The sequence below is a fragment of the Ralstonia sp. 1138 genome (genome assembly GCF_040544795.1).
Taxonomy (GTDB): Bacteria; Pseudomonadota; Gammaproteobacteria; order Burkholderiales; family Burkholderiaceae; genus Ralstonia; species Ralstonia flatus.
In genome coordinates this window covers 124,443-145,127 of the sequence record NZ_JBEPKQ010000007.1, presented here as the reverse complement: position 1 = coordinate 145,127, position 20,685 = coordinate 124,443, and the positions used below count along the sequence as shown (strand labels likewise).

33 protein-coding genes are annotated in these 20,685 nt (G+C 60.7%); all 33 read left to right on the top strand.

Annotated features, from left to right (window positions below; genetic code table 11):
• Positions 1-75: 75 nt before the first annotated feature.
• On the top strand, positions 76-1,329 hold the full coding sequence (locus ABIC76_RS24320) for an MFS transporter (RefSeq protein ID WP_354535479.1): 1,254 nt from the start codon (positions 76-78) through the stop codon (positions 1,327-1,329).
• A gap of 297 nt (positions 1,330-1,626) precedes the next feature.
• Entirely contained in the window at positions 1,627-2,004 is a 378-nt protein-coding gene (gene rpsL, locus ABIC76_RS24315) for a 30S ribosomal protein S12 (protein WP_003265519.1), read from the top strand.
• A gap of 186 nt (positions 2,005-2,190) precedes the next feature.
• The gene (rpsG, locus tag ABIC76_RS24310) at positions 2,191-2,661 is read left to right on the top strand and encodes a 30S ribosomal protein S7 (RefSeq protein WP_004634470.1); all 471 of its coding nucleotides are present in this window, start codon (positions 2,191-2,193) and stop codon (positions 2,659-2,661) included.
• A 114-nt stretch (positions 2,662-2,775) separates the two neighbouring features.
• The gene (gene fusA, locus ABIC76_RS24305) at positions 2,776-4,902 is read left to right on the top strand and encodes an elongation factor G (RefSeq protein WP_027680274.1); all 2,127 of its coding nucleotides are present in this window, start codon (positions 2,776-2,778) and stop codon (positions 4,900-4,902) included.
• An 83-nt stretch (positions 4,903-4,985) separates the two neighbouring features.
• Positions 4,986-6,194, top strand: a complete 1,209-nt coding sequence (gene tuf, locus ABIC76_RS24300; protein ID WP_102067425.1) for an elongation factor Tu — start codon at positions 4,986-4,988, stop codon at positions 6,192-6,194.
• A gap of 107 nt (positions 6,195-6,301) precedes the next feature.
• Complete coding sequence (rpsJ, locus tag ABIC76_RS24295; protein WP_004634473.1) at positions 6,302-6,613, top strand: 30S ribosomal protein S10; 312 nt, start codon at positions 6,302-6,304, stop codon at positions 6,611-6,613.
• A 284-nt stretch (positions 6,614-6,897) separates the two neighbouring features.
• Positions 6,898-7,551, top strand: coding sequence for a 50S ribosomal protein L3 (gene rplC / locus ABIC76_RS24290; RefSeq protein WP_004634474.1), 654 nt, complete (start codon positions 6,898-6,900; stop codon positions 7,549-7,551).
• A gap of 11 nt (positions 7,552-7,562) precedes the next feature.
• Positions 7,563-8,183 (top strand): 50S ribosomal protein L4, encoded by a 621-nt coding sequence (rplD, locus tag ABIC76_RS24285; RefSeq protein ID WP_004634475.1) that lies wholly within the window; start codon positions 7,563-7,565, stop codon positions 8,181-8,183.
• The gene (gene rplW, locus ABIC76_RS24280) at positions 8,180-8,494 is read left to right on the top strand and encodes a 50S ribosomal protein L23 (RefSeq protein WP_004634476.1); all 315 of its coding nucleotides are present in this window, start codon (positions 8,180-8,182) and stop codon (positions 8,492-8,494) included. Before rplD ends, rplW begins: the two co-directional genes overlap by 4 nt.
• 2 nt (positions 8,495-8,496) lie before the next feature.
• Positions 8,497-9,327 carry a 50S ribosomal protein L2 gene (gene rplB, locus ABIC76_RS24275; RefSeq protein ID WP_009241891.1) on the top strand — a complete coding sequence of 277 codons (831 nt, stop codon included), beginning with the start codon at positions 8,497-8,499 and terminating at the stop codon, positions 9,325-9,327.
• Between the two features lie 21 nt (positions 9,328-9,348).
• Complete coding sequence (gene rpsS, locus ABIC76_RS24270) at positions 9,349-9,624, top strand: 30S ribosomal protein S19 (protein WP_004634478.1); 276 nt, start codon at positions 9,349-9,351, stop codon at positions 9,622-9,624.
• A gap of 9 nt (positions 9,625-9,633) precedes the next feature.
• Positions 9,634-9,963, top strand: a complete 330-nt coding sequence (gene rplV / locus ABIC76_RS24265; protein WP_004634479.1) for a 50S ribosomal protein L22 — start codon at positions 9,634-9,636, stop codon at positions 9,961-9,963.
• Between the two features lie 9 nt (positions 9,964-9,972).
• On the top strand, positions 9,973-10,761 hold the full coding sequence (rpsC, locus tag ABIC76_RS24260) for a 30S ribosomal protein S3 (protein ID WP_311530543.1): 789 nt from the start codon (positions 9,973-9,975) through the stop codon (positions 10,759-10,761).
• Positions 10,762-10,763: 2 nt separating this feature from the next.
• Positions 10,764-11,180, top strand: a complete 417-nt coding sequence (gene rplP, locus ABIC76_RS24255; RefSeq protein WP_003264123.1) for a 50S ribosomal protein L16 — start codon at positions 10,764-10,766, stop codon at positions 11,178-11,180.
• A gap of 12 nt (positions 11,181-11,192) precedes the next feature.
• On the top strand, positions 11,193-11,387 hold the full coding sequence (gene rpmC / locus ABIC76_RS24250) for a 50S ribosomal protein L29 (protein WP_004634481.1): 195 nt from the start codon (positions 11,193-11,195) through the stop codon (positions 11,385-11,387).
• Positions 11,384-11,653 (top strand): 30S ribosomal protein S17, encoded by a 270-nt coding sequence (gene rpsQ, locus ABIC76_RS24245; protein WP_004634482.1) that lies wholly within the window; start codon positions 11,384-11,386, stop codon positions 11,651-11,653. Before rpmC ends, rpsQ begins: the two co-directional genes overlap by 4 nt.
• A gap of 267 nt (positions 11,654-11,920) precedes the next feature.
• A complete protein-coding gene (gene rplN, locus ABIC76_RS24240; protein WP_003264129.1) occupies positions 11,921-12,289 on the top strand; it encodes a 50S ribosomal protein L14 in 369 nt (122 codons plus the stop codon).
• A gap of 11 nt (positions 12,290-12,300) precedes the next feature.
• A complete protein-coding gene (gene rplX, locus ABIC76_RS24235) occupies positions 12,301-12,609 on the top strand; it encodes a 50S ribosomal protein L24 (protein WP_009241893.1) in 309 nt (102 codons plus the stop codon).
• A 26-nt stretch (positions 12,610-12,635) separates the two neighbouring features.
• Positions 12,636-13,178 (top strand): 50S ribosomal protein L5, encoded by a 543-nt coding sequence (gene rplE / locus ABIC76_RS24230; protein ID WP_009241894.1) that lies wholly within the window; start codon positions 12,636-12,638, stop codon positions 13,176-13,178.
• Between the two features lie 9 nt (positions 13,179-13,187).
• Complete coding sequence (rpsN, locus tag ABIC76_RS24225; RefSeq protein WP_004634486.1) at positions 13,188-13,493, top strand: 30S ribosomal protein S14; 306 nt, start codon at positions 13,188-13,190, stop codon at positions 13,491-13,493.
• Positions 13,494-13,520: 27 nt separating this feature from the next.
• On the top strand, positions 13,521-13,916 hold the full coding sequence (gene rpsH, locus ABIC76_RS24220) for a 30S ribosomal protein S8 (RefSeq protein WP_004634489.1): 396 nt from the start codon (positions 13,521-13,523) through the stop codon (positions 13,914-13,916).
• Between the two features lie 12 nt (positions 13,917-13,928).
• Positions 13,929-14,462 carry a 50S ribosomal protein L6 gene (gene rplF / locus ABIC76_RS24215; RefSeq protein WP_012763152.1) on the top strand — a complete coding sequence of 178 codons (534 nt, stop codon included), beginning with the start codon at positions 13,929-13,931 and terminating at the stop codon, positions 14,460-14,462.
• Positions 14,463-14,473: 11 nt separating this feature from the next.
• Positions 14,474-14,830 carry a 50S ribosomal protein L18 gene (rplR, locus tag ABIC76_RS24210; RefSeq protein ID WP_004634492.1) on the top strand — a complete coding sequence of 119 codons (357 nt, stop codon included), beginning with the start codon at positions 14,474-14,476 and terminating at the stop codon, positions 14,828-14,830.
• A gap of 21 nt (positions 14,831-14,851) precedes the next feature.
• Entirely contained in the window at positions 14,852-15,370 is a 519-nt protein-coding gene (gene rpsE, locus ABIC76_RS24205; protein WP_004634493.1) for a 30S ribosomal protein S5, read from the top strand.
• 22 nt (positions 15,371-15,392) lie between these two features.
• Entirely contained in the window at positions 15,393-15,575 is a 183-nt protein-coding gene (gene rpmD / locus ABIC76_RS24200; RefSeq protein ID WP_003264137.1) for a 50S ribosomal protein L30, read from the top strand.
• Between the two features lie 18 nt (positions 15,576-15,593).
• Positions 15,594-16,025 (top strand): 50S ribosomal protein L15, encoded by a 432-nt coding sequence (gene rplO / locus ABIC76_RS24195; protein ID WP_024977880.1) that lies wholly within the window; start codon positions 15,594-15,596, stop codon positions 16,023-16,025.
• A gap of 57 nt (positions 16,026-16,082) precedes the next feature.
• Positions 16,083-17,405 (top strand): preprotein translocase subunit SecY, encoded by a 1,323-nt coding sequence (gene secY / locus ABIC76_RS24190; protein WP_037027069.1) that lies wholly within the window; start codon positions 16,083-16,085, stop codon positions 17,403-17,405.
• A 26-nt stretch (positions 17,406-17,431) separates the two neighbouring features.
• A complete protein-coding gene (gene infA, locus ABIC76_RS24185; protein WP_003264140.1) occupies positions 17,432-17,650 on the top strand; it encodes a translation initiation factor IF-1 in 219 nt (72 codons plus the stop codon).
• A 30-nt stretch (positions 17,651-17,680) separates the two neighbouring features.
• Positions 17,681-17,797 carry a 50S ribosomal protein L36 gene (gene rpmJ / locus ABIC76_RS24180; RefSeq protein WP_003264141.1) on the top strand — a complete coding sequence of 39 codons (117 nt, stop codon included), beginning with the start codon at positions 17,681-17,683 and terminating at the stop codon, positions 17,795-17,797.
• A 21-nt stretch (positions 17,798-17,818) separates the two neighbouring features.
• The gene (gene rpsM / locus ABIC76_RS24175; RefSeq protein ID WP_004634501.1) at positions 17,819-18,184 is read left to right on the top strand and encodes a 30S ribosomal protein S13; all 366 of its coding nucleotides are present in this window, start codon (positions 17,819-17,821) and stop codon (positions 18,182-18,184) included.
• 24 nt (positions 18,185-18,208) lie between these two features.
• Complete coding sequence (gene rpsK, locus ABIC76_RS24170; protein ID WP_003264143.1) at positions 18,209-18,610, top strand: 30S ribosomal protein S11; 402 nt, start codon at positions 18,209-18,211, stop codon at positions 18,608-18,610.
• A 203-nt stretch (positions 18,611-18,813) separates the two neighbouring features.
• On the top strand, positions 18,814-19,437 hold the full coding sequence (rpsD, locus tag ABIC76_RS24165; RefSeq protein ID WP_354535478.1) for a 30S ribosomal protein S4: 624 nt from the start codon (positions 18,814-18,816) through the stop codon (positions 19,435-19,437).
• A 240-nt stretch (positions 19,438-19,677) separates the two neighbouring features.
• A complete protein-coding gene (locus ABIC76_RS24160; protein WP_004634508.1) occupies positions 19,678-20,658 on the top strand; it encodes a DNA-directed RNA polymerase subunit alpha in 981 nt (326 codons plus the stop codon).
• Positions 20,659-20,685: the final 27 nt, after the last annotated feature.

Here is a 20,685-nt window from a genome sequence, read left to right as displayed (position 1 = left end):
TGACGCCAGAGGCTACCTTAATCTGCGCGAATCGGCTGGCTAGGATGGGGTTTCCGACTCTTCGTCCCGCCCATCATGACCACCGAAGCCCCAGCCGTTCCCAACACGTCCCTCACCGACGCGCTCCCTCGCGGCGCCACGCCGCTGTTTGCCGCCGCCGTCGGGCTCATCGTCATCAACCTGTTCGGCATCCAGCCGCTGGTCGCCGAGATCGCCGCGAGCATCGGCTGGACCACGGCCGCCACCGGGCTGCTCGTGACCGCCACGCTGGTCGGCTACGGCATCGGCCTGTTGCTGCTGATGCCGCTGACCGACCTGCAGGACAATCGCGCGCTCGCCTCGCGCACGCTATGGGGCGCGGTGGCGTCGCTGGTGCTGACCACGGTCGCGCAGAGCGGCCAAGTGCTGATGCTGGCCGCCTTTGCCATCGGCCTCACGTCGACGGTCATTCAGATGCTGATCGCGCTGGCGGGCCGCTTGGCCGCAGACCACCGGCGCGGCCGCGTGCTCGGCGACATCATGATCGGCCTGAACCTGGGCATCCTGCTGTCGCGCCCGGCGGCCAGCCTGATCGCGGCGCAATGGGGCTGGCGTGCGTTCTACGGTGCATCGGCGGTGGCGATTGCCGTGCTGGCAGTCCTTCTGCCGCGCGTAATGCCGACCTTCGTGCCGCCGCGCGCGCTGTCGTATGGCGCGTTGCTCAAGTCGTATGGCCATCTTCTGCGCAGCGAACCGGTATTGCGTCGCCGCGCCGCCACGCAAGCTTTGCTGATGGCGGCCTTCACGCTGTTCTGGACGGCTGTTGCACTGCGGCTGGCGGCCGCGCCGTTCCATCTTTCGCAGAACGGCATCGGCATCTTCGCGCTGTGCGGCGCGGCCGGCGTCGTGGCGGCGCCCATCGCCGGACGGCTGGCGGATCGCGGCTTGGTGCGCGTTGGCACGCTGCTCGCGCATGGCAGTGCGGCGACGGGTCTGCTGTTGGCGCTCGCTTCGGCGCTGCTGCCGGGCCTGAGCGCCCCTGTCATGTTGGTGATGCTGGCCGCCGCAGCGTTGTTGCTCGACTTTGGCGCCATCGGCGACCAGGCGCTCGGCCGCTACATGGTCAACACGCTGTCGCCGGAGGTCCGGGGGCGCGTGAACGGCCTGTACACCGGGGCGTTTTTCTTCGGCGCCGCAGCCGGGGGCGGCTTGGCCGGCGTGGCTTGGGTGCGCGCCGGCTGGATCGGCGTATCGCTTCTCGCGCTCGGGTTTGTGGTGGCCGCTGCACTCGTCTTCATATGGCCCGCTAGTGCGCAGCGTGCCATCGGCGCCACACCGCGCCGCTGCTGACCGACGGGCCCGTCGCCAGACTGGCGGCGCGCTTGACGCTTGCAAGACAGCCCGCTATAGTGCCAGATTCGAGTTTTTGGCTTCTGGTTTCGCGCGTCCATGCCCGGCAAATGCTGTGCAAGGCATCTGAAATCAGACGGGCTCGCGCTCTTTGGTCTTGATCTGTTCCCGCAGGTCCTCCCTTCAGAGCGTTCTGCTCGCCACTTCCATAAAACCCGATTGCGCCGTCCGCCTCCCAAATGAGGCGTTCACGTTATGTGAGCCGGCGATTTTTCAAAAACCAAGCTGGATTGAACAATGCCAACCATCAATCAACTGGTTCGCAAGCCCCGCGTCTCGGAAAAGCTGAAGAGCAAGAGCCCGGCACTTGAGAACTGCCCGCAGCGTCGCGGCGTGTGCACCCGCGTGTACACCACGACGCCGAAGAAGCCGAACTCGGCACTGCGTAAGGTCGCCAAGGTGCGCCTGACCAACGGTTTCGAAGTCATTTCGTACATCGGCGGTGAAGGCCACAACCTGCAAGAACACAGCGTCGTGCTGATCCGCGGCGGCCGTGTGAAGGACTTGCCGGGTGTGCGTTACCACATCGTGCGCGGCTCCCTTGACCTGCAAGGCGTCAAGGACCGTAAGCAAGCGCGTTCGAAGTACGGCGCGAAGCGTCCGAAGGCGGCCTAAGTCGCCAGTGAGATCGCGCCGCTTTTGCGGTCACGGTCTTGTCATGAGCAGGCGGTACAACGGTGCGTTTTTTGACCGCACTGGCACCGTCGAGTAAGTGGTCACCCGGCTCAGATTGTTGGAAGACAAGCTAGTTGGTGGCCGGAGAACCGAGGCGGTTCTCAACTGAACAGAGAAGGAAAGAAGATGCCACGTCGTCGTGAAGTCCCCAAGCGGGAAATTCTGCCGGACCCGAAGTTCGGCAATGTGGAAGTCGCCAAGTTCATGAACGTCCTGATGCTGGACGGCAAGAAGTCGGTGGCTGAACGTATCGTCTACGGTGCGTTCGACCAGATCGAAAAGAAAGCAGGCAAGGCGCCGATCGAGGTGTTCACGCTGGCTATCGGCAACATCAAGCCGGTGGTCGAAGTGAAGAGCCGTCGTGTTGGTGGCGCCAACTATCAGGTGCCGGTCGAAGTCCGGCCGTCGCGTCGTCTGGCATTGGCGATGCGTTGGCTGCGGGAAGCTGCGAAGAAGCGCAGCGAGAAGTCGATGGCCCTGCGTCTGGCTGGTGAGCTGCTCGAAGCCTCGGAAGGCCGCGGCGGCGCCATGAAGAAGCGCGACGAAGTGCACCGCATGGCTGAAGCCAACAAGGCGTTCTCGCACTTCCGCTTCTAAGCGACGCGAGACGTTGTTGGTTGCTGGGCGGGCTGTGTGCGCACATCTCGCCCATTTGTATTAGGGGCGCTTGGCCGTGGGCCAGCGCCCCGTTGACGAATCTGAGGATTAACCGTGGCTCGTAAGACCCCCATTGAGCGCTACCGTAACATCGGTATTTCCGCTCACATCGACGCCGGCAAGACCACCACGACCGAGCGGATCCTGTTCTACACCGGTGTGAACCACAAGATCGGTGAAGTGCATGATGGCGCTGCCACCATGGACTGGATGGAGCAGGAGCAAGAGCGCGGCATCACCATCACGTCCGCTGCTACCACCGCCTTCTGGAAGGGCATGGGCGGCAACTACCCCGAGCACCGCTTCAACATCATCGACACCCCGGGCCACGTGGACTTCACCATCGAGGTGGAGCGTTCCATGCGTGTGCTGGACGGCGCGTGCATGGTGTACTGCGCGGTGGGTGGCGTGCAGCCGCAGTCGGAAACCGTCTGGCGTCAGGCCAACAAGTACAAGGTGCCGCGTCTGGCGTTCGTCAACAAGATGGACCGTACCGGCGCGAACTTCTTCAAGGTCTACGACCAGCTGAAGACCCGTCTGAAGGCCAACCCGGTGCCCGTCGTGGTGCCCATCGGCGCCGAAGACGGCTTCCAGGGCGTCGTCGATCTGCTGGAAATGAAGGCGATCATTTGGGACGAAGCCAGCCAGGGCGTGAAGTTCGAATACCACGACATCCCGGCCAATCTGGTTGACGTCGCCAACGAGTGGCGCGAGAAGATGGTCGAGTCGGCTGCTGAAGCCAGCGAAGAGCTGATGGAAAAGTACCTGGGCGGCGAAGAGCTGTCCCGTGCTGAGATCGTCAAGGCGCTGCGCGACCGTACCATCGCCTGCGAAATCCAGCCGATGCTGTGCGGCACCGCGTTCAAGAACAAGGGCGTGCAGCGCATGCTCGACGCCGTGATCGACTTCCTGCCGTCGCCGGTCGACATTCCGCCGGTTCAGGGCATCGACGAAAACGACGAAGAGAAGAAGCTCGAGCGCAAGGCTGACGACAACGAAAAGTTCTCGGCACTGGCGTTCAAGATCATGACCGACCCGTTCGTTGGTCAGCTGATCTTCTTCCGCGTCTACTCGGGCAAGATCAACTCCGGCGACACCGTGTACAACCCGGTGAAGCAGAAGAAGGAGCGTCTGGGCCGTATTCTGCAGATGCACGCCAATCAGCGCGAAGAAATCAAGGAAGTGCTGGCAGGCGACATCGCCGCTGCGGTGGGCCTGAAGGACGCCACCACGGGTGACACGCTGTGCGACCCGAGCGCTCCGATCATTCTCGAGCGCATGGTGTTCCCGGAGCCGGTGATCTCGCAGGCTGTCGAGCCGAAGACCAAGGCTGACCAGGAAAAGATGGGCATCGCCCTGAACCGCCTGGCTGCTGAAGATCCGTCGTTCCGCGTGCGTACCGATGAAGAATCGGGTCAGACCATCATTTCGGGTATGGGTGAGCTGCACCTCGAAATTCTGGTCGATCGCATGAAGCGCGAATTTGGCGTGGAAGCCAACATCGGCGCCCCGCAAGTTGCCTACCGCGAAACCATCCGCAAGAAGGTTGAAGACGTTGAAGGCAAGTTCGTCAAGCAGTCCGGCGGTCGCGGTCAGTACGGTCACGCTGTGATCACGCTGGAACCGGCGGACGACGAGGCGAAGAAGGCTGGCAAGAACTTCGAATTCGTCGACGCCATCAAGGGCGGTGTGATTCCTCGCGAATACATCCCGGCGGTCGAGAAGGGCATCGTCGACACGCTGCCGTCCGGTATTCTGGCGGGCTTCCCGGTGGTGGACGTGAAGGTCACGCTGACGTTCGGTTCGTACCACGACGTGGACTCGAACGAAAACGCGTTCCGCATGGCCGGTTCGATGGCTTTCAAGGAAGCCATGCGCCGCGCCACTCCGGTTCTGCTGGAGCCGATGATGGCTGTGGAAGTGGAAACGCCGGAAGACTACACGGGTACCGTGATGGGCGACTTGTCGTCCCGCCGCGGCATCGTGCAGGGCATGGACGACATGGTGGGCGGCGGCAAGATCATCAAGGCCGAAGTCCCGCTGTCGGAAATGTTCGGTTATTCGACGTCGCTGCGCTCGCAGACGCAAGGCCGCGCCACGTACACCATGGAATTCAAGCAATACGCTGAGGCACCGAAGAACATCGCCGAAGCTGTGATGGCTGCCAAGGGTACGAAGTAATCAACGTGTTTTGGCGGCGCGCGCGTGCGTGCCGCCTGCATCCCAAATCTAGTAATTAGCCGATTCCGAATTGAGGAGCTGACATGGCAAAGGAAAAGTTCGAGCGGACCAAGCCGCACGTGAACGTTGGTACGATTGGTCACGTTGACCACGGCAAGACGACGCTGACCGCAGCGATCGCAACCGTGCTGTCGAGCAAGTTCGGTGGTACCGCGAAGAAGTACGACGAAATCGACGCAGCGCCGGAAGAAAAGGCACGCGGCATCACGATCAACACCGCGCACATCGAGTACGAAACGGCTAACCGCCACTACGCGCACGTGGACTGCCCGGGCCACGCCGACTACGTCAAGAACATGATTACCGGTGCCGCCCAGATGGACGGCGCCATCCTGGTGTGCTCGGCCGCTGACGGCCCGATGCCGCAAACGCGTGAGCACATCCTGCTGGCCCGTCAGGTCGGCGTGCCGTACATCATCGTCTTCCTGAACAAGTGCGACATGGTGGACGACGCTGAGCTGCTGGAGCTGGTCGAGATGGAAGTGCGTGAACTTCTGTCGAAGTACGACTTCCCGGGCGACGACACCCCGATCATCAAGGGTTCGGCCAAGCTGGCGCTGGAAGGCGACAAGGGCGAACTGGGCGAAGTGGCCATCATGAACCTGGCCGACGCACTGGACACCTACATCCCGACGCCGGAGCGCGCTGTTGACGGTACGTTCCTGATGCCGGTGGAAGACGTGTTCTCGATCTCGGGCCGCGGCACCGTGGTGACCGGCCGTATCGAGCGCGGCATCATCAAGGTCGGCGAAGAAATCGAAATCGTCGGTATCGCCATGGACGGCGACAAGCCGAAGATCGACAAGACGACCTGCACGGGCGTGGAAATGTTCCGCAAGCTGCTGGACCAAGGTCAAGCAGGCGACAACGTCGGTATTCTGCTGCGCGGCACGAAGCGCGAAGACGTCCAGCGCGGCCAAGTGCTGGCCAAGCCGGGCTCGATCAAGCCGCACACCGAATTCACGGGCGAGGTCTACATCCTGTCGAAGGACGAAGGCGGCCGTCACACGCCGTTCTTCAACAACTACCGTCCGCAGTTCTACTTCCGTACGACGGACGTGACTGGCTCGATCGCCCTGCCGGAAGGCAAGGAAATGGTCATGCCGGGCGACAACGTGTCGATCACCGTCAAGCTGATCGCCCCGATCGCCATGGAAGAAGGCCTGCGCTTCGCTATCCGTGAAGGCGGCCGTACCGTGGGTGCTGGCGTCGTTGCCAAGATCCTGAAGTAAAAGGCGGATCGATGCGCTGTTCCTCGTAAGCGGTGCGGCGCATCGCCTGTAGCATCGCTCTTTCAATCTACCGGCGGCCTGGCCGCCATGCTCTTTAAGGAAACATCATGCAGAACCAGAAGATCCGTATCCGCCTGAAGGCTTTCGACTATCGCCTGATCGACCAGTCCGCCGCTGAAATCGTCGAGACCGCCAAGCGCACCGGCGCGATCGTCAAGGGCCCGGTGCCCCTGCCGACCCGCATCCAGCGTTTCGACGTTCTGCGTTCGCCGCACGTCAACAAGACCAGCCGCGACCAGTTCGAAATCCGCACGCACCAGCGCCTGATGGACATCGTCGATCCGACGGACAAGACCGTCGACGCGCTGATGAAGCTGGACCTGCCGGCTGGCGTGGACGTCGAGATCAAGCTGCAATAAGCAAGACAACGCTGCCGGGTCACTCCGGTAACGGGCAAACGGCGAGCCAAGTGCTCGCCGTTTTGCTTTTACGCGGCAGATGTTGCGTTGCACACGACGTCCGGGCGCTATCCGGCAATCGGCCTTGCATATTGTTCGTAACCGGGATATATTGTAGGGCTACCCCTTTAGTGAGGGGAGTGGGCTGGCCATTTGGCCTCGCGCTGTCTCTTTAGGCGCAGTCCAGTTCAAGATTCGTAGTATCAATCAGCCCCGGCCAATCGCAGCTGGGAATGGAGCAAACCATGAGCCTTGGCCTTGTAGGTCGCAAGGTTGGCATGACCCGTATTTTCACGGACGACGGCGATTCGATTCCCGTCACCGTGCTCGAGGTCGGCGACAACCGCGTGACGCAAATCAAGACGGACGAGACCGACGGTTATACCGCGGTTCAAGTCACCTTCGGCACCCGACGCGCCAGCCGCGTCACCAAGCCGCTGGCGGGTCATCTCGCCAAAGCCGGCGTGGAAGCGGGCGAAGTCATCAAAGAATTCCGAGTGGATGCCGCTCGTGCCGCTGAATTCCAGCCTGGCGCGAACATCAGCGTCGACCTGTTCGAAGTCGGTCAGAAGATCGACGTTCAGGGTGTGACGATTGGTAAGGGCTACGCCGGTACCATCAAGCGTTACAACTTCTCGTCGGGCCGCGCCTCGCACGGTAACTCGCGCTCGCACAACGTGCCGGGTTCGATCGGTATGGCGCAGGATCCGGGTCGCGTGTTCCCGGGCAAGCGCATGACCGGTCACATGGGTGACGTCACCCGTACCGTTCAGAACCTGGAAATCGCCAAGATCGACGCAGAGCGCAAGCTGCTGCTGGTCAAGGGTGCGATTCCGGGCGCCAAGGGCGGTCAAGTCATCGTCACGCCGGCCGTGAAGGCCCGCGCCAAGAAGGCATAAGGAGCAAACGCATGGAACTGAAGCTGCTCCAGGACAACGGTCAACTCGGCGCCGGCGTTGCTGCCTCGCCGGAAGTGTTCGGCCGTGACTACAACGAAGCCCTCGTTCACCAAGTCGTCGTCGCTTACCAGGCCAACGCTCGCAGCGGTAACCGTAAGCAGAAGGACCGTGAAGAGGTCAAGCACACGACCAAGAAGCCGTGGCGTCAAAAGGGTACGGGCCGCGCCCGTGCAGGTATGAGCTCCTCCCCGCTGTGGCGCGGGGGTGGTCGTATCTTCCCGAACAGCCCGGAAGAAAACTTCTCGCAGAAGGTCAACAAGAAGATGTACCGCGCCGGCATGCGCTCGATTTATTCGCAGCTCGCCCGTGAAGGTCGCATCAACGTCGTTGACAGCCTGTCCGTCGACGCGCCCAAAACCAAGCTGCTGGCCGACAAGTTCCGCGCCATGGGCCTGGATTCGGTGCTCGTGATTACCGATAACCTGGACGAAAATCTCTTCCTGGCATCGCGCAACCTGGCGCACGTGCTCGTGGTTGAGCCGCGTCACGCCGACCCGCTGTCGCTCGTGCACTACAAGAAGGTGCTCGTGACCAAGGCAGCCGTCGCGCAGATCGAGGAGTTGCTGAAATGACGCAAGTTGCCAAGAACGACCATCGCCTGATGCAGGTGCTGCTGGCGCCTGTGGTGTCTGAAAAGGCAACCCTGGTGGCCGAGAAGAACGAACAGGTCGTGTTCGAAGTGGCTCGCGACGCCAACAAGGGCGAAGTGAAGGCTGCTGTCGAGCTGCTGTTCAAGGTCGAGGTCGAGTCCGTCCAGATCCTGAACCAGAAGGGCAAGCAAAAGCGCTTCGGTCGCTTCATGGGTCGTCGTGACCACGTGAAGAAGGCCTATGTCTCGCTGAAGCCGGGCCAGGAAATCAATTTTGAAGCGGAGGCCAAGTAATCATGGCACTCGTCAAAACCAAGCCGACATCGCCGGGCCGCCGCTCGATGGTGAAGGTCGTTAACCCCGACCTTCACAAGGGCGCGCCGCACGCTCCGCTGCTGGAAAAGCAAATCCAGAAGTCGGGTCGTAACAACAACGGCCACATCACCACCCGTCACAAGGGCGGTGGTCACAAGCATCACTATCGCATCGTCGACTTCAAGCGTAACGACAAGGACGGTATCCCGGCCAAGATCGAGCGCCTGGAATACGATCCGAACCGTAGCGCCAACATCGCGCTCGTGCTGTTCGCTGATGGCGAGCGCCGCTACATCATCGCCCCGAAGGGCGCTGTGGTTGGCCAAGCCATCGCCAACGGCTCGGAAGCGCCGATCAAGGCCGGTAACAACCTGCCGATTCGCAACATCCCTGTCGGTACGACGATCCACTGCGTGGAAATCCTGCCGGGCAAGGGCGCTCAAGTTGCCCGTTCGGCCGGTACGTCCGCCGTGCTGCTGGCTCGCGAAGGCATCTACGCTCAAGTGCGTCTGCGCTCGGGTGAAGTGCGCCGCGTGCACATCGAGTGCCGCGCGACCATTGGTGAAGTCGGCAACGAAGAGCACAGCCTGCGCCAGATCGGCAAGGCTGGTGCAACTCGTTGGCGCGGTATTCGCCCGACCGTTCGCGGTGTGGTGATGAACCCGGTCGATCACCCGCACGGTGGTGGTGAAGGTAAGACTGCTGCTGGCCGTGATCCGGTGTCCCCGTGGGGCACGCCGACCAAGGGCTACCGCACCCGTCGTAACAAGCGCACTGACAGCATGATCGTTCAGCGCCGTCACAAGCGTTAATCGGTAGGTAGGAGCTTAGATATGACTCGTTCCGTAAAAAAGGGTCCTTTCATTGACGCCCACCTGCTGAAGAAGGTTGAGGCGGCAGTGCAAACGAAGGACAAGAAGCCCATCAAGACTTGGTCGCGTCGTTCGACCATTCTGCCGGACTTCATCGGCCTGACGATCGCCGTTCATAACGGTCGTCAGCACGTGCCCGTGTATGTCACGGAAAACATGGTTGGCCACAAGCTCGGCGAATTTGCGCTCACGCGTACGTTCAAGGGCCACGCTGCCGACAAGAAAGCGAAGCGATAAGGGGCAATCATGGAAGTTAAAGCGATTCATCGCGGCGCCCGTATCTCCGCACAGAAGACGCGCCTGGTTGCTGACCAGATCCGCGGTCTGTCGATCGAGCGCGCGCTCAACGTGCTGACGTTCAGCCCGAAGAAGGCGGCTGGCATCGTGAAGAAGGTGGTTGAGTCCGCCATCGCGAACGCCGAGCACAATGAAGGCGCCGATATCGACGAGCTGAAGGTCAAGTCGATCTACATCGACAAGGCCACGTCGCTCAAGCGCTTCACGGCGCGTGCGAAGGGCCGTGGCAACCGCATCGAGAAACAAACCTGTCACATCACTGTGACGCTGGGCAACTAAGGGGTCACGATGGGACAGAAGATTCATCCGACTGGCTTCCGTCTGGCTGTCAGCCGTAACTGGGCATCGCGTTGGTACGCGAGCAACACCCAGTTTGCCGGCATGCTCAAGGAAGACATCGAGGTTCGCGAGTTTCTGAAGAAGAAGCTGAAGAACGCGTCGGTGGGCCGCGTGGTCATCGAGCGTCCGGCCAAGAATGCTCGTATCACCATTTACAGCTCGCGTCCGGGCGTGGTGATCGGCAAGAAGGGCGAAGACATCGAACTGCTGAAGGCTGAGCTGCAGCGTCGCATGGGCGTGCCCGTGCACGTGAACATCGAAGAAATCCGCAAGCCGGAAGTCGATGCACAGCTGATCGCCGATTCGATCACGCAGCAACTCGAGCGCCGCATCATGTTCCGTCGCGCAATGAAGCGCGCGATGCAGAATGCGATGCGTCTGGGTGCCCAAGGCATCAAGATCATGAGCTCGGGCCGTCTGAACGGCATCGAAATCGCCCGTACCGAGTGGTACCGCGAAGGCCGTGTGCCCCTGCACACGCTGCGCGCCGATATCGACTACGGCTTCTCCGAAGCAGAAACCACCTACGGCATCATCGGTGTCAAGGTGTGGGTGTACAAGGGCGACCACCTTGGCCGCAACGACGCACCTGTCGTGGAAGAGCCGAAGGAAGATGAGCGCCGTCGCCGTCCGGGTCGCCCGGAAGGTCGTCGCCGTGAAGGCGATCGCCCGGCCGGTCAGCGCCGCGGTGCTGGTGCAGGTGCCCGTCGTGGCGCCGACGCCAAGACTGGAGAATAAACATGCTGCAACCTAAGCGCAGGAAGTACCGCAAGGAGCAGAAGGGCCGTAACACCGGTATCGCGACGCGCGGCAACGCAGTCTCGTTCGGCGAGTTCGGTCTGAAGGCGATGGGCCGCGGCCGTCTGACCGCGCGTCAGATTGAGTCGGCCCGTCGTGCGATGACCCGTCACATCAAGCGTGGCGGCCGCATTTGGATCCGGATTTTCCCGGACAAGCCGATCTCGAAGAAGCCTGCCGAAGTCCGTATGGGTAACGGTAAGGGCAACCCGGAATACTACGTGGCTGAAATTCAGCCGGGCAAGATGCTGTACGAAATGGACGGCGTTGGCGAAGAACTGGCACGCGAGGCATTCCGCCTGGCCGCTGCTAAGCTGCCGATCGCGACCAGCTTCGTGGTGCGTCAGGTCGGAACGTAAGGAGCACACACCATGAAAGCATCCGAACTGCGCGACAAAGATGTCGCCGGGCTGAACCAGGAGCTCTCCGAGCTGCTGAAGGCCCAATTTGGCCTGCGCATGCAAAAAGCGACGCAACAGCTGCAGAACACCAGCCAGCTGAAGAAGGTGCGTCGTGACATCGCGCGTGTCCGCACCGTGCTGGGCCAGAAGGGGAACCAGAAATGACTGAAGCCGCAACGTCCCTGAAGCGCACGCTCGTCGGTCGCGTTGTCAGCAACAAGATGGACAAGACCGTCACGGTCCTGATCGAAAACCGCGTCAAGCATCCGCTGTACGGCAAGTACGTGGTGCGCTCGAAGAAGTACCACGCGCACGACGAAGCCAACCAGTACAACGAAGGCGACAAGGTCGAGATCACGGAATCGCGTCCGCTCTCCCGCACCAAGTCGTGGGTGGTGTCGCGTCTGCTTGAAGCTGCACGCGTGATCTAAAACAACAGCGAGCAGTTTGCTGTTGCAAGACCGAGATTATGTGATATAGTCTCGGTCTTTCCCTTTGTGAGGGTGGCCGGCAAATATGCTGGTGGCTCGGGTGAAGGGGAAAAGCGAATGGGCCAGGCGGCAATCGCCGTCGGGCAGCTACCGACTTCAAGTTGATCAACCCAATCGCAGTTGGCGCAATGCCAGCAGCCGGCGGGACCAAGACTGATCGCCTCTGCGCATTGTGCGTTTGGCGAATTAAGTTGGGACGAGAACACCATGATTCAGACAGAAAGCCGGCTCGAAGTGGCCGATAACACGGGTGCGCGTGAAGTCATGTGCATCAAGGTGCTGGGCGGTTCGAAGCGCCGCTACGCCAGCGTCGGCGACATCATCAAGGTCAGCGTCAAGGATGCTGCCCCGCGTGGTCGCGTGAAGAAGGGCGATATCTACAACGCCGTGGTGGTGCGTACCGCCAAGGGCGTGCGCCGTCCCGACGGCTCGCTCATCAAGTTCGACGGCAATGCCGCCGTGCTGCTGAACACCAAGCTTGAGCCGATCGGCACCCGTATCTTCGGGCCGGTCACTCGCGAACTCCGTACCGAGCGCTTCATGAAGATCGTGTCGCTCGCGCCGGAAGTGCTGTAATCGGAGGCCGCATGAACAAGATTCGCAAGGGCGATCGCGTCATCGTCCGTACCGGTAAAGACAAGGGCAAGCAAGGTACCGTGCTGGCCGTACTCGCCGAGCATGTGACGGTTGAAGGCGTGAACGTTGCCAAGAAGCACGTGCGCCCGAACCCGATGCTGGGTACGACGGGTGGTGTGGTCGACAAGGTCATGCCCATCCATATTTCGAACGTTGCGCTCGTGGATGCCAATGGCAAGCCGTCGCGCGTCGGCATCAAGGTTGAAGGCGGCGTGAAGACGCGCGTGCTGAAGACCACTGGTGCTGCCGTCGGCGCTTGATTCTGGGCAATAGAGAGGAGTTGAGCATGACTGCACGTCTGCAAGAGTTTTACAAAGAGAAGGTTGTGCCCGAGCTGATCAAGCAGTTCGGCTACAAGTCCGTGATGGAAGTGCCGCGCATCACCAAGATCACCCTGAACATGGGTCTTGGCGAAGCCATCAATGACAAGAAAGTCATCGAGCACGCCACGGGCGACCTGATCAAGATCGCTGGCCAGAAGCCCATCGTGACGAAGGCCCGCAAGGCTATCGCTGGCTTCAAGATTCGTCAGGGTTACCCGATCGGTACGATGGTCACGCTGCGTGGCCAACGTATGTATGAATTCCTGGACCGCTTCATCACCGTGTCGCTGCCCCGCGTGCGCGACTTCCGTGGTGTGTCGGGCAAGGCGTTCGATGGTCGTGGCAACTACAACATCGGTGTGAAAGAGCAGATCATTTTCCCCGAGATCGAATACGACAAGATCGACGCACTCCGTGGTCTGAACATCAGCATCACGACGACTGCGAAGAACGACGAGGAAGCGAAGGCGCTCCTCAACGCGTTCAAGTTCCCGTTCCGTAATTAAGGGGTTACCGTGGCTAAATTGTCTCTGATCGAACGCGAGAAGAAGCGTGCCAAGCTCGTGGCCAAGTACGCTGAGAAGCGCGCCGCTCTCGAAGCCATCGTGGCCGACCAAAGCAAGTCGGAAGAAGAGCGCTACGAAGCGCGTCTGAAGCTGCAAGCGCTGCCGCGCAATGCAAATCCGACTCGTCAGCGCAACCGCTGCTCGATCACCGGTCGTCCCCGCGGTACGTTCCGTAAGTTCGGCCTGGCGCGTAACAAGCTCCGCGAGATCGCCTTCAAGGGCGAGATCCCGGGTCTGACGAAAGCCAGCTGGTAATCACGCACAGGCTACAGGAGAAACAGTATGAGCATGAGCGATCCGATCGCCGATATGCTGACGCGTATCCGCAACGCGCAAGCGGTGGAAAAAGCGTCGGTGGTCATGCCGTCGTCGAAGCTGAAGGTGGCAATCGCCAAAGTCCTGAAGGACGAAGGCTACATCGACGAATTCGCCGTGACCGAGCAGGGTGGCAAGTCCACGCTGACGATTGGTCTGAAGTACTACGCTGGCCGCCCGGTCATCGAGCGCCTGGAGCGCGTCTCGAAGCCTGGTCTGCGTGTGTACAAGGGCCGTAATGAAATCCCGCAAGTGATGAACGGCCTGGGTGTCGCCATCATCTCGACCCCGCAGGGTCTGATGACGGACCGCCGCGCCCGCGCAACCGGTGTCGGTGGCGAAGTCATTTGCTACGTCGCCTAAGGGAGGGGAACCATGTCTCGCGTAGGTAAGGCTCCCATCGCGCTGCCCAAGGGCGCCGAAGTTAATTTCGCTGGTGGTCTGCTGACCGTCAAGGGCCCGCTGGGCACCCTGACGCAGCCGATCCACTCGCTGGTCAAGGTCACCACCGACAACGGCACGATCACGTTCGCGCCGGCAGATGAGTCGCGTGAAGCCAATGCGCTGCAAGGTACGATGCGCGCCCTGACGGCCAACATGGTCAAGGGTGTGACGACGGGCTTCGAGCGCAAGCTGAACCTGGTCGGCGTGGGTTACCGTGCTTCGGTTCAGGGCACCGCTCTGAAACTGCAACTCGGTTTCTCGCACGACGTGATCCATGAGATGCCGGAAGGCGTGAAGGCGGAAACGCCGACGCAGACCGAAATCATCATCAAGGGTTCGGACAAGCAAAAAGTTGGTCAGGTCGCCGCCGAAGTGCGTGGTTATCGTCCGCCGGAGCCCTACAAGGGCAAGGGTGTGCGCTACGCCGATGAGCGTGTGATCCTGAAGGAAACCAAGAAGAAGTAAGGGTGCACATCATGAACAAAAATGACTCGCGTCTGCGCCGTGCACGTCAGACCCGCCTGAAAATTGCGGAACTGAGCGTCGCCCGTCTGGCTGTGCACCGTACGAACCTGCACATTTATGCGCAGGTCTTCTCGGAAGATGGCACCAAGGTCCTGGCTTCGGCCTCGACTGCGGAAGCCGAAGTCCGCAAGGAACTGAACGGCAACGGTGGCAACACCGCTGCTGCCACCCTGGTGGGTAAGCGTATCGCTGAGAAGGCGAAGGCTGCCGGCATCGAAGCCGTGGCGTTCGATCGCTCGGGTTTCCGTTATCACGGTCGCGTGAAGGCTCTGGCCGACGCGGCACGCGAAGCTGGCCTGAAGTTCTAAGCCGGCATAGAGGATATCGTCATGGCAAAAATTCAACCTAAGGTCCAAGGGGACGAACGCGACGACGGTCTTCGCGAGAAGATGATCGCGGTCAACCGTGTGACCAAGGTGGTCAAGGGCGGCCGGATTCTCGGTTTCGCTGCTCTGACTGTGGTCGGCGACGGCGACGGCCGTATCGGCATGGGCAAGGGTAAGGCTAAGGAAGTCCCGGTGGCCGTGCAGAAGGCAATGGACGAAGCCCGTCGCAAGATGGTCAAGGTCCCGCTGAAGAACGGTACGCTGCAGCACGAAGTGGTTGGCAAGCATGGCGCCGCAAAGGTGCAGATGATGCCGGCGAAGGACGGTACTGGCGTGATCGCCGGCGGCCCGATGCGCGCCATCTTCGAAGTGATGGGCGTGACGAACATCGTGACCAAGTCGCACGGTTCGACCAATCCTTACAACATGGTGCGCGCAACGCTGGATGGCCTGCGCAAGATGAGCACCCCGGCCGAAGTTGCCGCCAAGCGTGGCAAGTCGGTCGAAGAGATCCTCGGCTAAGCCGAAGGGATAGGTGAACGATATGTCGCAGAAAACCGTGAAAGTCCAACTCGTGCGCAGCCTGATCGGTACGCGCGAAGACCACCGCGCCACGGTGCGCGGCCTGGGCCTGCGCCGCATGAACTCGGTGTCCGAATTGCAGGACACGCCCGCAGTGCGCGGCATGATCAACAAGGTGTCCTACCTGGTCAAGGTCATCGGCTAAGGCAAGACGGAGAAGAGCATGCAACTGAATAACCTGAAGCCGGCAGCCGGCTCCAAGCACGCCAAGCGCCGCGTTGGTCGCGGTATTGGTTCGGGCCTGGGCAAGACGGCTGGTCGTGGTCACAAGGGTCAGAAGTCGCGTTCGGGTGGTTTCCACAAGGTCGGCTTTGAAGGCGGCCAGATGCCCCTGCATCGTCGTCTGCCCAAGCGTGGTTTCACCTCGCTGACCAAGGAATTCACCGCTGAAGTGCGTCTGGGTGACCTGGCGGGCCTGCCGATCGAAGAAATCGATCTGCTGTCCCTCAAGCAAGCCGGCCTCGTTGGCGAGATGGTCAAGAGCGCCAAGGTGATCCTGTCGGGCGAAATCGACAAGAAGGTAACTCTGAAGGGTATCGGCGCGACGGCTGGGGCGAAAGCTGCAATCGAAGCGGCTGGTGGCTCGCTGGCCTAATAGCCTGCTGTTTTACACTGACGGAGCATCCGTTTGGCCACGGCGAAACCTAATGTGATGGCCCAGGCCAAGAACACGGCCAAGTACGGCGATCTTCGCCGTCGGCTGGTGTTCCTGGTCCTGGCACTGCTGGTGTACCGGATCGGCGCGCACATTCCTGTGCCGGGTATCGATCCGGATCAACTGGCGCAGCTTTTCCAACGGCAGTCGGGCGGCATCCTCGGGATGTTTAACCTGTTCTCCGGCGGCGCGCTGTCGCGTTTCACGGTGTTTGCGCTGGGGATCATGCCGTACATCTCGGCGTCGATCATCATGCAGCTGCTGACGATCGTGTTGCCGCAGCTGGAATCGTTGAAGAAGGAAGGCCAAGCCGGCCAGCGCAAGATTACGCAGTACACGCGCTACGGCACGGTCGTCCTGGCAACGTTCCAGGCGCTGGGAATTGCAGTGGCACTCGAAGCGCAGCCGGGTCTGGTTTTGGATCCGGGCCTGATGTTCCGGGCCACCGCTGTGATTACGCTGGTGACGGGCACGATGTTCCTGATGTGGCTGGGTGAGCAGATCACCGAGCGTGGTCTGGGCAACGGGATCTCGATCATCATTTTCGGCGGGATTGCTGCAGGGCTGCCCAACGCGATCGGCGGGTTGTTCGAGCTGGTACGTACGGGGTCGATGGGGATTTTCTCGGCGATCCTGGTCGTGGCGATTATTGGTGCGGTGACGTTCCTGGTCGTGTTCATTGAACGTGGTCAGCGCAAGATCCTCGTCAACTACGCCAAGCGGCAGGTTGGTAACAAGATTTATGGCGGGCAGTCGTCGCATTTGCCGCTGAAGTTGAATATGGCTGGGGTGATTCCGCCGATCTTCGCATCGTCGATCATTCTGTTCCCGGCCACGATCGCGGGCTGGTTTACAGCCGGTAACTCGACGAATCCGGTTGCACGGGTTGTCAAGGACTTGGCGGCGACGCTGTCGCCTGGTCAGCCGGTGTACATCCTGCTGTATGCAGCGGCGATCATCTTCTTCTGTTTCTTCTACACCGCGCTGGTCTATAACAGCCGGGAAGTGGCGGATAACCTGAAGAAGAGTGGGGCGTTCATTCCGGGCATCCGTCCGGGCGAGCAAACCACGCGGTATATCGACAAGATTCTGGTGCGTCTGACCTTGGCGGGTGCGATCTACATCACGCTGGTGTGTCTGTTGCCGGAGTTCTTGGTGCTGCGCTGGAACGTGCCGTTCTACTTCGGTGGGACGTCCCTGTTGATCATCGTGGTCGTCACGATGGACTTCATGGCACAAGTGCAGTCCTACGTGATGTCTCAGCAGTACGAGTCTTTGATGAAGAAGGCGAATTTCAAGGGAAACCTGACGCTCCGCTAGGAGTGATCGCACGAACCTGAAGGGACATGGCTAAAGATGACGTGATCCAGATGCAGGGCGAGGTGCTGGAAAACCTCCCCAACGCAACGTTTCGCGTCAAGCTAGAGAACGGCCACGTAGTGTTAGGCCATATTTCCGGCAAGATGCGCATGCATTACATCCGCATCTTGCCCGGGGACAAGGTGACGGTCGAATTGACCCCGTATGATCTGTCCCGCGCGCGCATCGTATTCCGGGCGAAGTGAGCGGACTGGAATTGAAGGAAGAGGAAAATCATGAAAGTGCTGGCTTCTGTTAAGCGCATTTGCCGCAACTGCAAAATCATCAAGCGCAAGGGCGTGGTGCGTGTGATCTGCTCGTCGGACCCGCGTCATAAGCAGCGCCAAGGCTAATTTCGCAAAGAGGATTGACGAATGGCACGTATCGCAGGGGTCAATATCCCCAACCACAAACATACCGTGATTGGCTTGACGGCGATCTACGGTATCGGCCGCTCGCGCGCTCAGAAGATTTGCGAGGCTACTGGCATCCCGACCGACAAGAAGGTCAAGGACCTGACGGATCCGGACCAGGACGCGCTGCGTAAGGAAATCGAGAAATTCCTCGTTGAAGGCGATCTCCGCCGCGAAACGACGATGAACATCAAGCGCCTGATGGATCTGGGCTGCTACCGTGGCGTGCGCCACCGCAAGGGCCTGCCGATGCGTGGTCAGCGTACCCGCACCAATGCCCGTACCCGTAAGGGTCCGCGCAAGGCCGGCGTCGCGCTCAAGAAGTAATCCGTCGGGTAAAGGATAGGAACTATGGCAAAAGCAGCGAATACCGCCGCCCAGCGCGCGCGTAAGAAGGTTCGCAAGAACGTCGCCGACGGCATCGCGCACGTTCACGCGTCGTTCAACAACACGATCATCACGATCACCGACCGTCAGGGCAACGCTCTGTCGTGGGCGACTTCGGGTGGCCAAGGCTTCAAGGGCTCGCGTAAGTCGACGCCGTTCGCTGCCCAGGTGGCTGCTGAGAGTGCTGGCCGCGTGGCCCAGGACCAAGGCATCAAGAACCTGGAAGTGCGCATCAAGGGCCCGGGCCCGGGTCGTGAATCGGCTGTCCGTGCACTGAACAACCTGGGTATCAAGATCCAGTTGATCGAAGACGTGACGCCGGTGCCGCACAACGGCTGCCGTCCGCCGAAGCGTCGTCGCATCTAAGCGATTCGACCGACCGCGCGGCTGTTGGCGAGGTCGGTCTGCGGGTGCTATACTTGCCCGCTTGCCTGTCTTCCGGTTTTTCCGGAAGGCGGGTTTCGTCTTTTCATAAGCCCACTGTTCGCTGCCGTCCTGTTGCTGAGACTGAGCAAGCGAACCATCCGAGGCCTCTGCGCCCCGGGTGACTGATAACGAAGGAACACAACGTGGCACGCTATACCGGCCCCAAGGCGAAACTGTCTCGCCGCGAAGGTACTGACCTTTTTCTGAAGAGCGCACGCCGCTCGCTCGCCGACAAGTGCAAGCTGGACAGCAAGCCTGGTCAGCACGGCCGCACTTCCGGCGCTCGCACCTCCGACTACGGCAACCAGCTGCGTGAAAAGCAGAAGGTCAAGCGCATCTACGGCGTGCTGGAACGTCAATTCCGCCGCTACTTCGCAGAAGCCGATCGCCGCAAGGGCAACACGGGCGAAACCCTGTTGCAACTGCTGGAGTCGCGTCTGGACAACGTCGTCTACCGCATGGGCTTCGGCTCGACGCGCGCAGAAGCCCGTCAGCTGGTGTCGCACAAGGCGATCCTCGTGAACGGCCAGGCTCTGAACGTTCCGTCGGCTCAGGTCAAGTCGGGTGACGTGATCGCCATCCGCGAAAAGTCGAAGAAGCAAGTGCGTATTGCTGAGTCGCTGACGCTGGCTGAGCAGACTGGCTTCCCGATCTGGGTGAGCGTGGATGCCAAGAAGATGGAAGGCATCTTCAAGCAGGCTCCGGATCGTGCAGATATCGCCGGCGATATCAACGAAAGCCTGATCGTCGAACTGTATTCGCGTTAATGACGACGCCCGTACCGCAAGGTGCGGGTTCGTGTGCCTTTCTGGGGACGCTCATCGTCAACGACATTGCGTTCTTGCACCGGCAGTACTCCGGCGCAGAGCCGATCCGATTCGTTACGTGCCGCAACGCGATTGCGGCACGTGCGTCTTCCGTCGCAATGTTTGTGATGGAACCTTTCCAGTCCAATCCGTCAGCCTTATCGGTGTAACGAGCCGAGGGTATTGAAATAGGACAACCTAATGCAAACAGCACTCCTGAAGCCCAAAATTATTGCGGTTGAGCCGCTTGGCGATCATCACGCGAAGGTCGTCATGGAACCGTTCGAGCGCGGCTACGGCCACACGCTCGGTAACGCGCTGCGCCGCGTGCTGCTGTCGTCGATGGTCGGCTATGCCCCGACCGAAGTTACGATCGCTGGGGTCGTCCACGAATATTCCACCATCGATGGCGTGCAGGAAGACGTCGTCAACCTGCTGCTGAACCTGAAGGGCGTGGTGTTCAAGCTGCACAACCGTGATGAAGTCACGGTGTCGCTGCGCAAGGAAGGCGAAGGTGTGGTGACCGCCGCCGATATCGAGCTGCCGCACGATGTCGAAATCATCAATCCGGGTCACGTCATCGCGAACCTGTCGGCAGGTGGCAAGCTGGACCTGCAACTGAAGGTCGAGCAAGGCCGCGGCTACGTGCCGGGCAACGTTCGCAAGTTCGGCGATGAGTCGAGCAAGGTCATCGGCCGCATCGTGCTGGACGCCTCGTTCGCCCCGGTGCGCCGTGTGTCGTACGCAGTTGAGTCTGCCCGTGTGGAGCAGCGTACTGACCTCGACAAGCTGGTGATGAACATCGAGACCAACGGTGTGATCTCGCCGGAAGAAGCGATTCGCCAGTCGGCTCGCATTCTGGTTGATCAACTGTCGGTGTTTGCTGCACTGGAAGGTACCGAGAGCGCTGCCGAGGCGGCCGCCGCTCGTGCGCCGCAGATCGATCCGATCCTGCTGCGTCCGGTCGACGATCTGGAACTGACCGTGCGTTCGGCCAACTGCTTGAAGGCCGAAAACATCTATTACATCGGCGACCTGATCCAACGTACCGAGAACGAACTGCTCAAGACCCCGAACCTGGGTCGCAAGTCGCTCAACGAGATCAAGGAAGTCCTCGCATCGCGTGGCCTGACGCTCGGCATGAAGCTCGAGAACTGGCCGCCGGCAGGTCTCGAGAAGTAAGTTGTCATCGTCGGCCGGTGCGAGAGC

Bases quoted from the DNA above. Each gene is read 5' to 3' on its own strand.
- ABIC76_RS24320 (WP_354535479.1), top strand. From the start codon at position 76: ATGACCACCGAAGCCCCAGCCGTTCCCAACACGTCCCTCACCGACGCG.
- rpsL (WP_003265519.1), top strand. From the start codon at position 1,627: ATGCCAACCATCAATCAACTGGTTCGCAAGCCCCGCGTCTCGGAAAAG.
- rpsG (WP_004634470.1), top strand. From the start codon at position 2,191: ATGCCACGTCGTCGTGAAGTCCCCAAGCGGGAAATTCTGCCGGACCCG.
- tuf (WP_102067425.1), top strand. From the start codon at position 4,986: ATGGCAAAGGAAAAGTTCGAGCGGACCAAGCCGCACGTGAACGTTGGT.
- rpsJ (WP_004634473.1), top strand. From the start codon at position 6,302: ATGCAGAACCAGAAGATCCGTATCCGCCTGAAGGCTTTCGACTATCGC.
- rplC (WP_004634474.1), top strand. From the start codon at position 6,898: ATGAGCCTTGGCCTTGTAGGTCGCAAGGTTGGCATGACCCGTATTTTC.
- rplD (WP_004634475.1), top strand. From the start codon at position 7,563: ATGGAACTGAAGCTGCTCCAGGACAACGGTCAACTCGGCGCCGGCGTT.
- rplW (WP_004634476.1), top strand. From the start codon at position 8,180: ATGACGCAAGTTGCCAAGAACGACCATCGCCTGATGCAGGTGCTGCTG.
- rplB (WP_009241891.1), top strand. From the start codon at position 8,497: ATGGCACTCGTCAAAACCAAGCCGACATCGCCGGGCCGCCGCTCGATG.
- rpsS (WP_004634478.1), top strand. From the start codon at position 9,349: ATGACTCGTTCCGTAAAAAAGGGTCCTTTCATTGACGCCCACCTGCTG.
- rplV (WP_004634479.1), top strand. From the start codon at position 9,634: ATGGAAGTTAAAGCGATTCATCGCGGCGCCCGTATCTCCGCACAGAAG.
- rpsC (WP_311530543.1), top strand. From the start codon at position 9,973: ATGGGACAGAAGATTCATCCGACTGGCTTCCGTCTGGCTGTCAGCCGT.
- rplP (WP_003264123.1), top strand. From the start codon at position 10,764: ATGCTGCAACCTAAGCGCAGGAAGTACCGCAAGGAGCAGAAGGGCCGT.
- rpmC (WP_004634481.1), top strand. From the start codon at position 11,193: ATGAAAGCATCCGAACTGCGCGACAAAGATGTCGCCGGGCTGAACCAG.
- rpsQ (WP_004634482.1), top strand. From the start codon at position 11,384: ATGACTGAAGCCGCAACGTCCCTGAAGCGCACGCTCGTCGGTCGCGTT.
- rplN (WP_003264129.1), top strand. From the start codon at position 11,921: ATGATTCAGACAGAAAGCCGGCTCGAAGTGGCCGATAACACGGGTGCG.
- rplX (WP_009241893.1), top strand. From the start codon at position 12,301: ATGAACAAGATTCGCAAGGGCGATCGCGTCATCGTCCGTACCGGTAAA.
- rplE (WP_009241894.1), top strand. From the start codon at position 12,636: ATGACTGCACGTCTGCAAGAGTTTTACAAAGAGAAGGTTGTGCCCGAG.
- rpsH (WP_004634489.1), top strand. From the start codon at position 13,521: ATGAGCATGAGCGATCCGATCGCCGATATGCTGACGCGTATCCGCAAC.
- rplF (WP_012763152.1), top strand. From the start codon at position 13,929: ATGTCTCGCGTAGGTAAGGCTCCCATCGCGCTGCCCAAGGGCGCCGAA.
- rplR (WP_004634492.1), top strand. From the start codon at position 14,474: ATGAACAAAAATGACTCGCGTCTGCGCCGTGCACGTCAGACCCGCCTG.
- rpsE (WP_004634493.1), top strand. From the start codon at position 14,852: ATGGCAAAAATTCAACCTAAGGTCCAAGGGGACGAACGCGACGACGGT.
- rpmD (WP_003264137.1), top strand. From the start codon at position 15,393: ATGTCGCAGAAAACCGTGAAAGTCCAACTCGTGCGCAGCCTGATCGGT.
- rplO (WP_024977880.1), top strand. From the start codon at position 15,594: ATGCAACTGAATAACCTGAAGCCGGCAGCCGGCTCCAAGCACGCCAAG.
- secY (WP_037027069.1), top strand. From the start codon at position 16,083: ATGGCCCAGGCCAAGAACACGGCCAAGTACGGCGATCTTCGCCGTCGG.
- infA (WP_003264140.1), top strand. From the start codon at position 17,432: ATGGCTAAAGATGACGTGATCCAGATGCAGGGCGAGGTGCTGGAAAAC.
- rpmJ (WP_003264141.1), top strand. From the start codon at position 17,681: ATGAAAGTGCTGGCTTCTGTTAAGCGCATTTGCCGCAACTGCAAAATC.
- rpsM (WP_004634501.1), top strand. From the start codon at position 17,819: ATGGCACGTATCGCAGGGGTCAATATCCCCAACCACAAACATACCGTG.
- rpsK (WP_003264143.1), top strand. From the start codon at position 18,209: ATGGCAAAAGCAGCGAATACCGCCGCCCAGCGCGCGCGTAAGAAGGTT.
- ABIC76_RS24160 (WP_004634508.1), top strand. From the start codon at position 19,678: ATGCAAACAGCACTCCTGAAGCCCAAAATTATTGCGGTTGAGCCGCTT.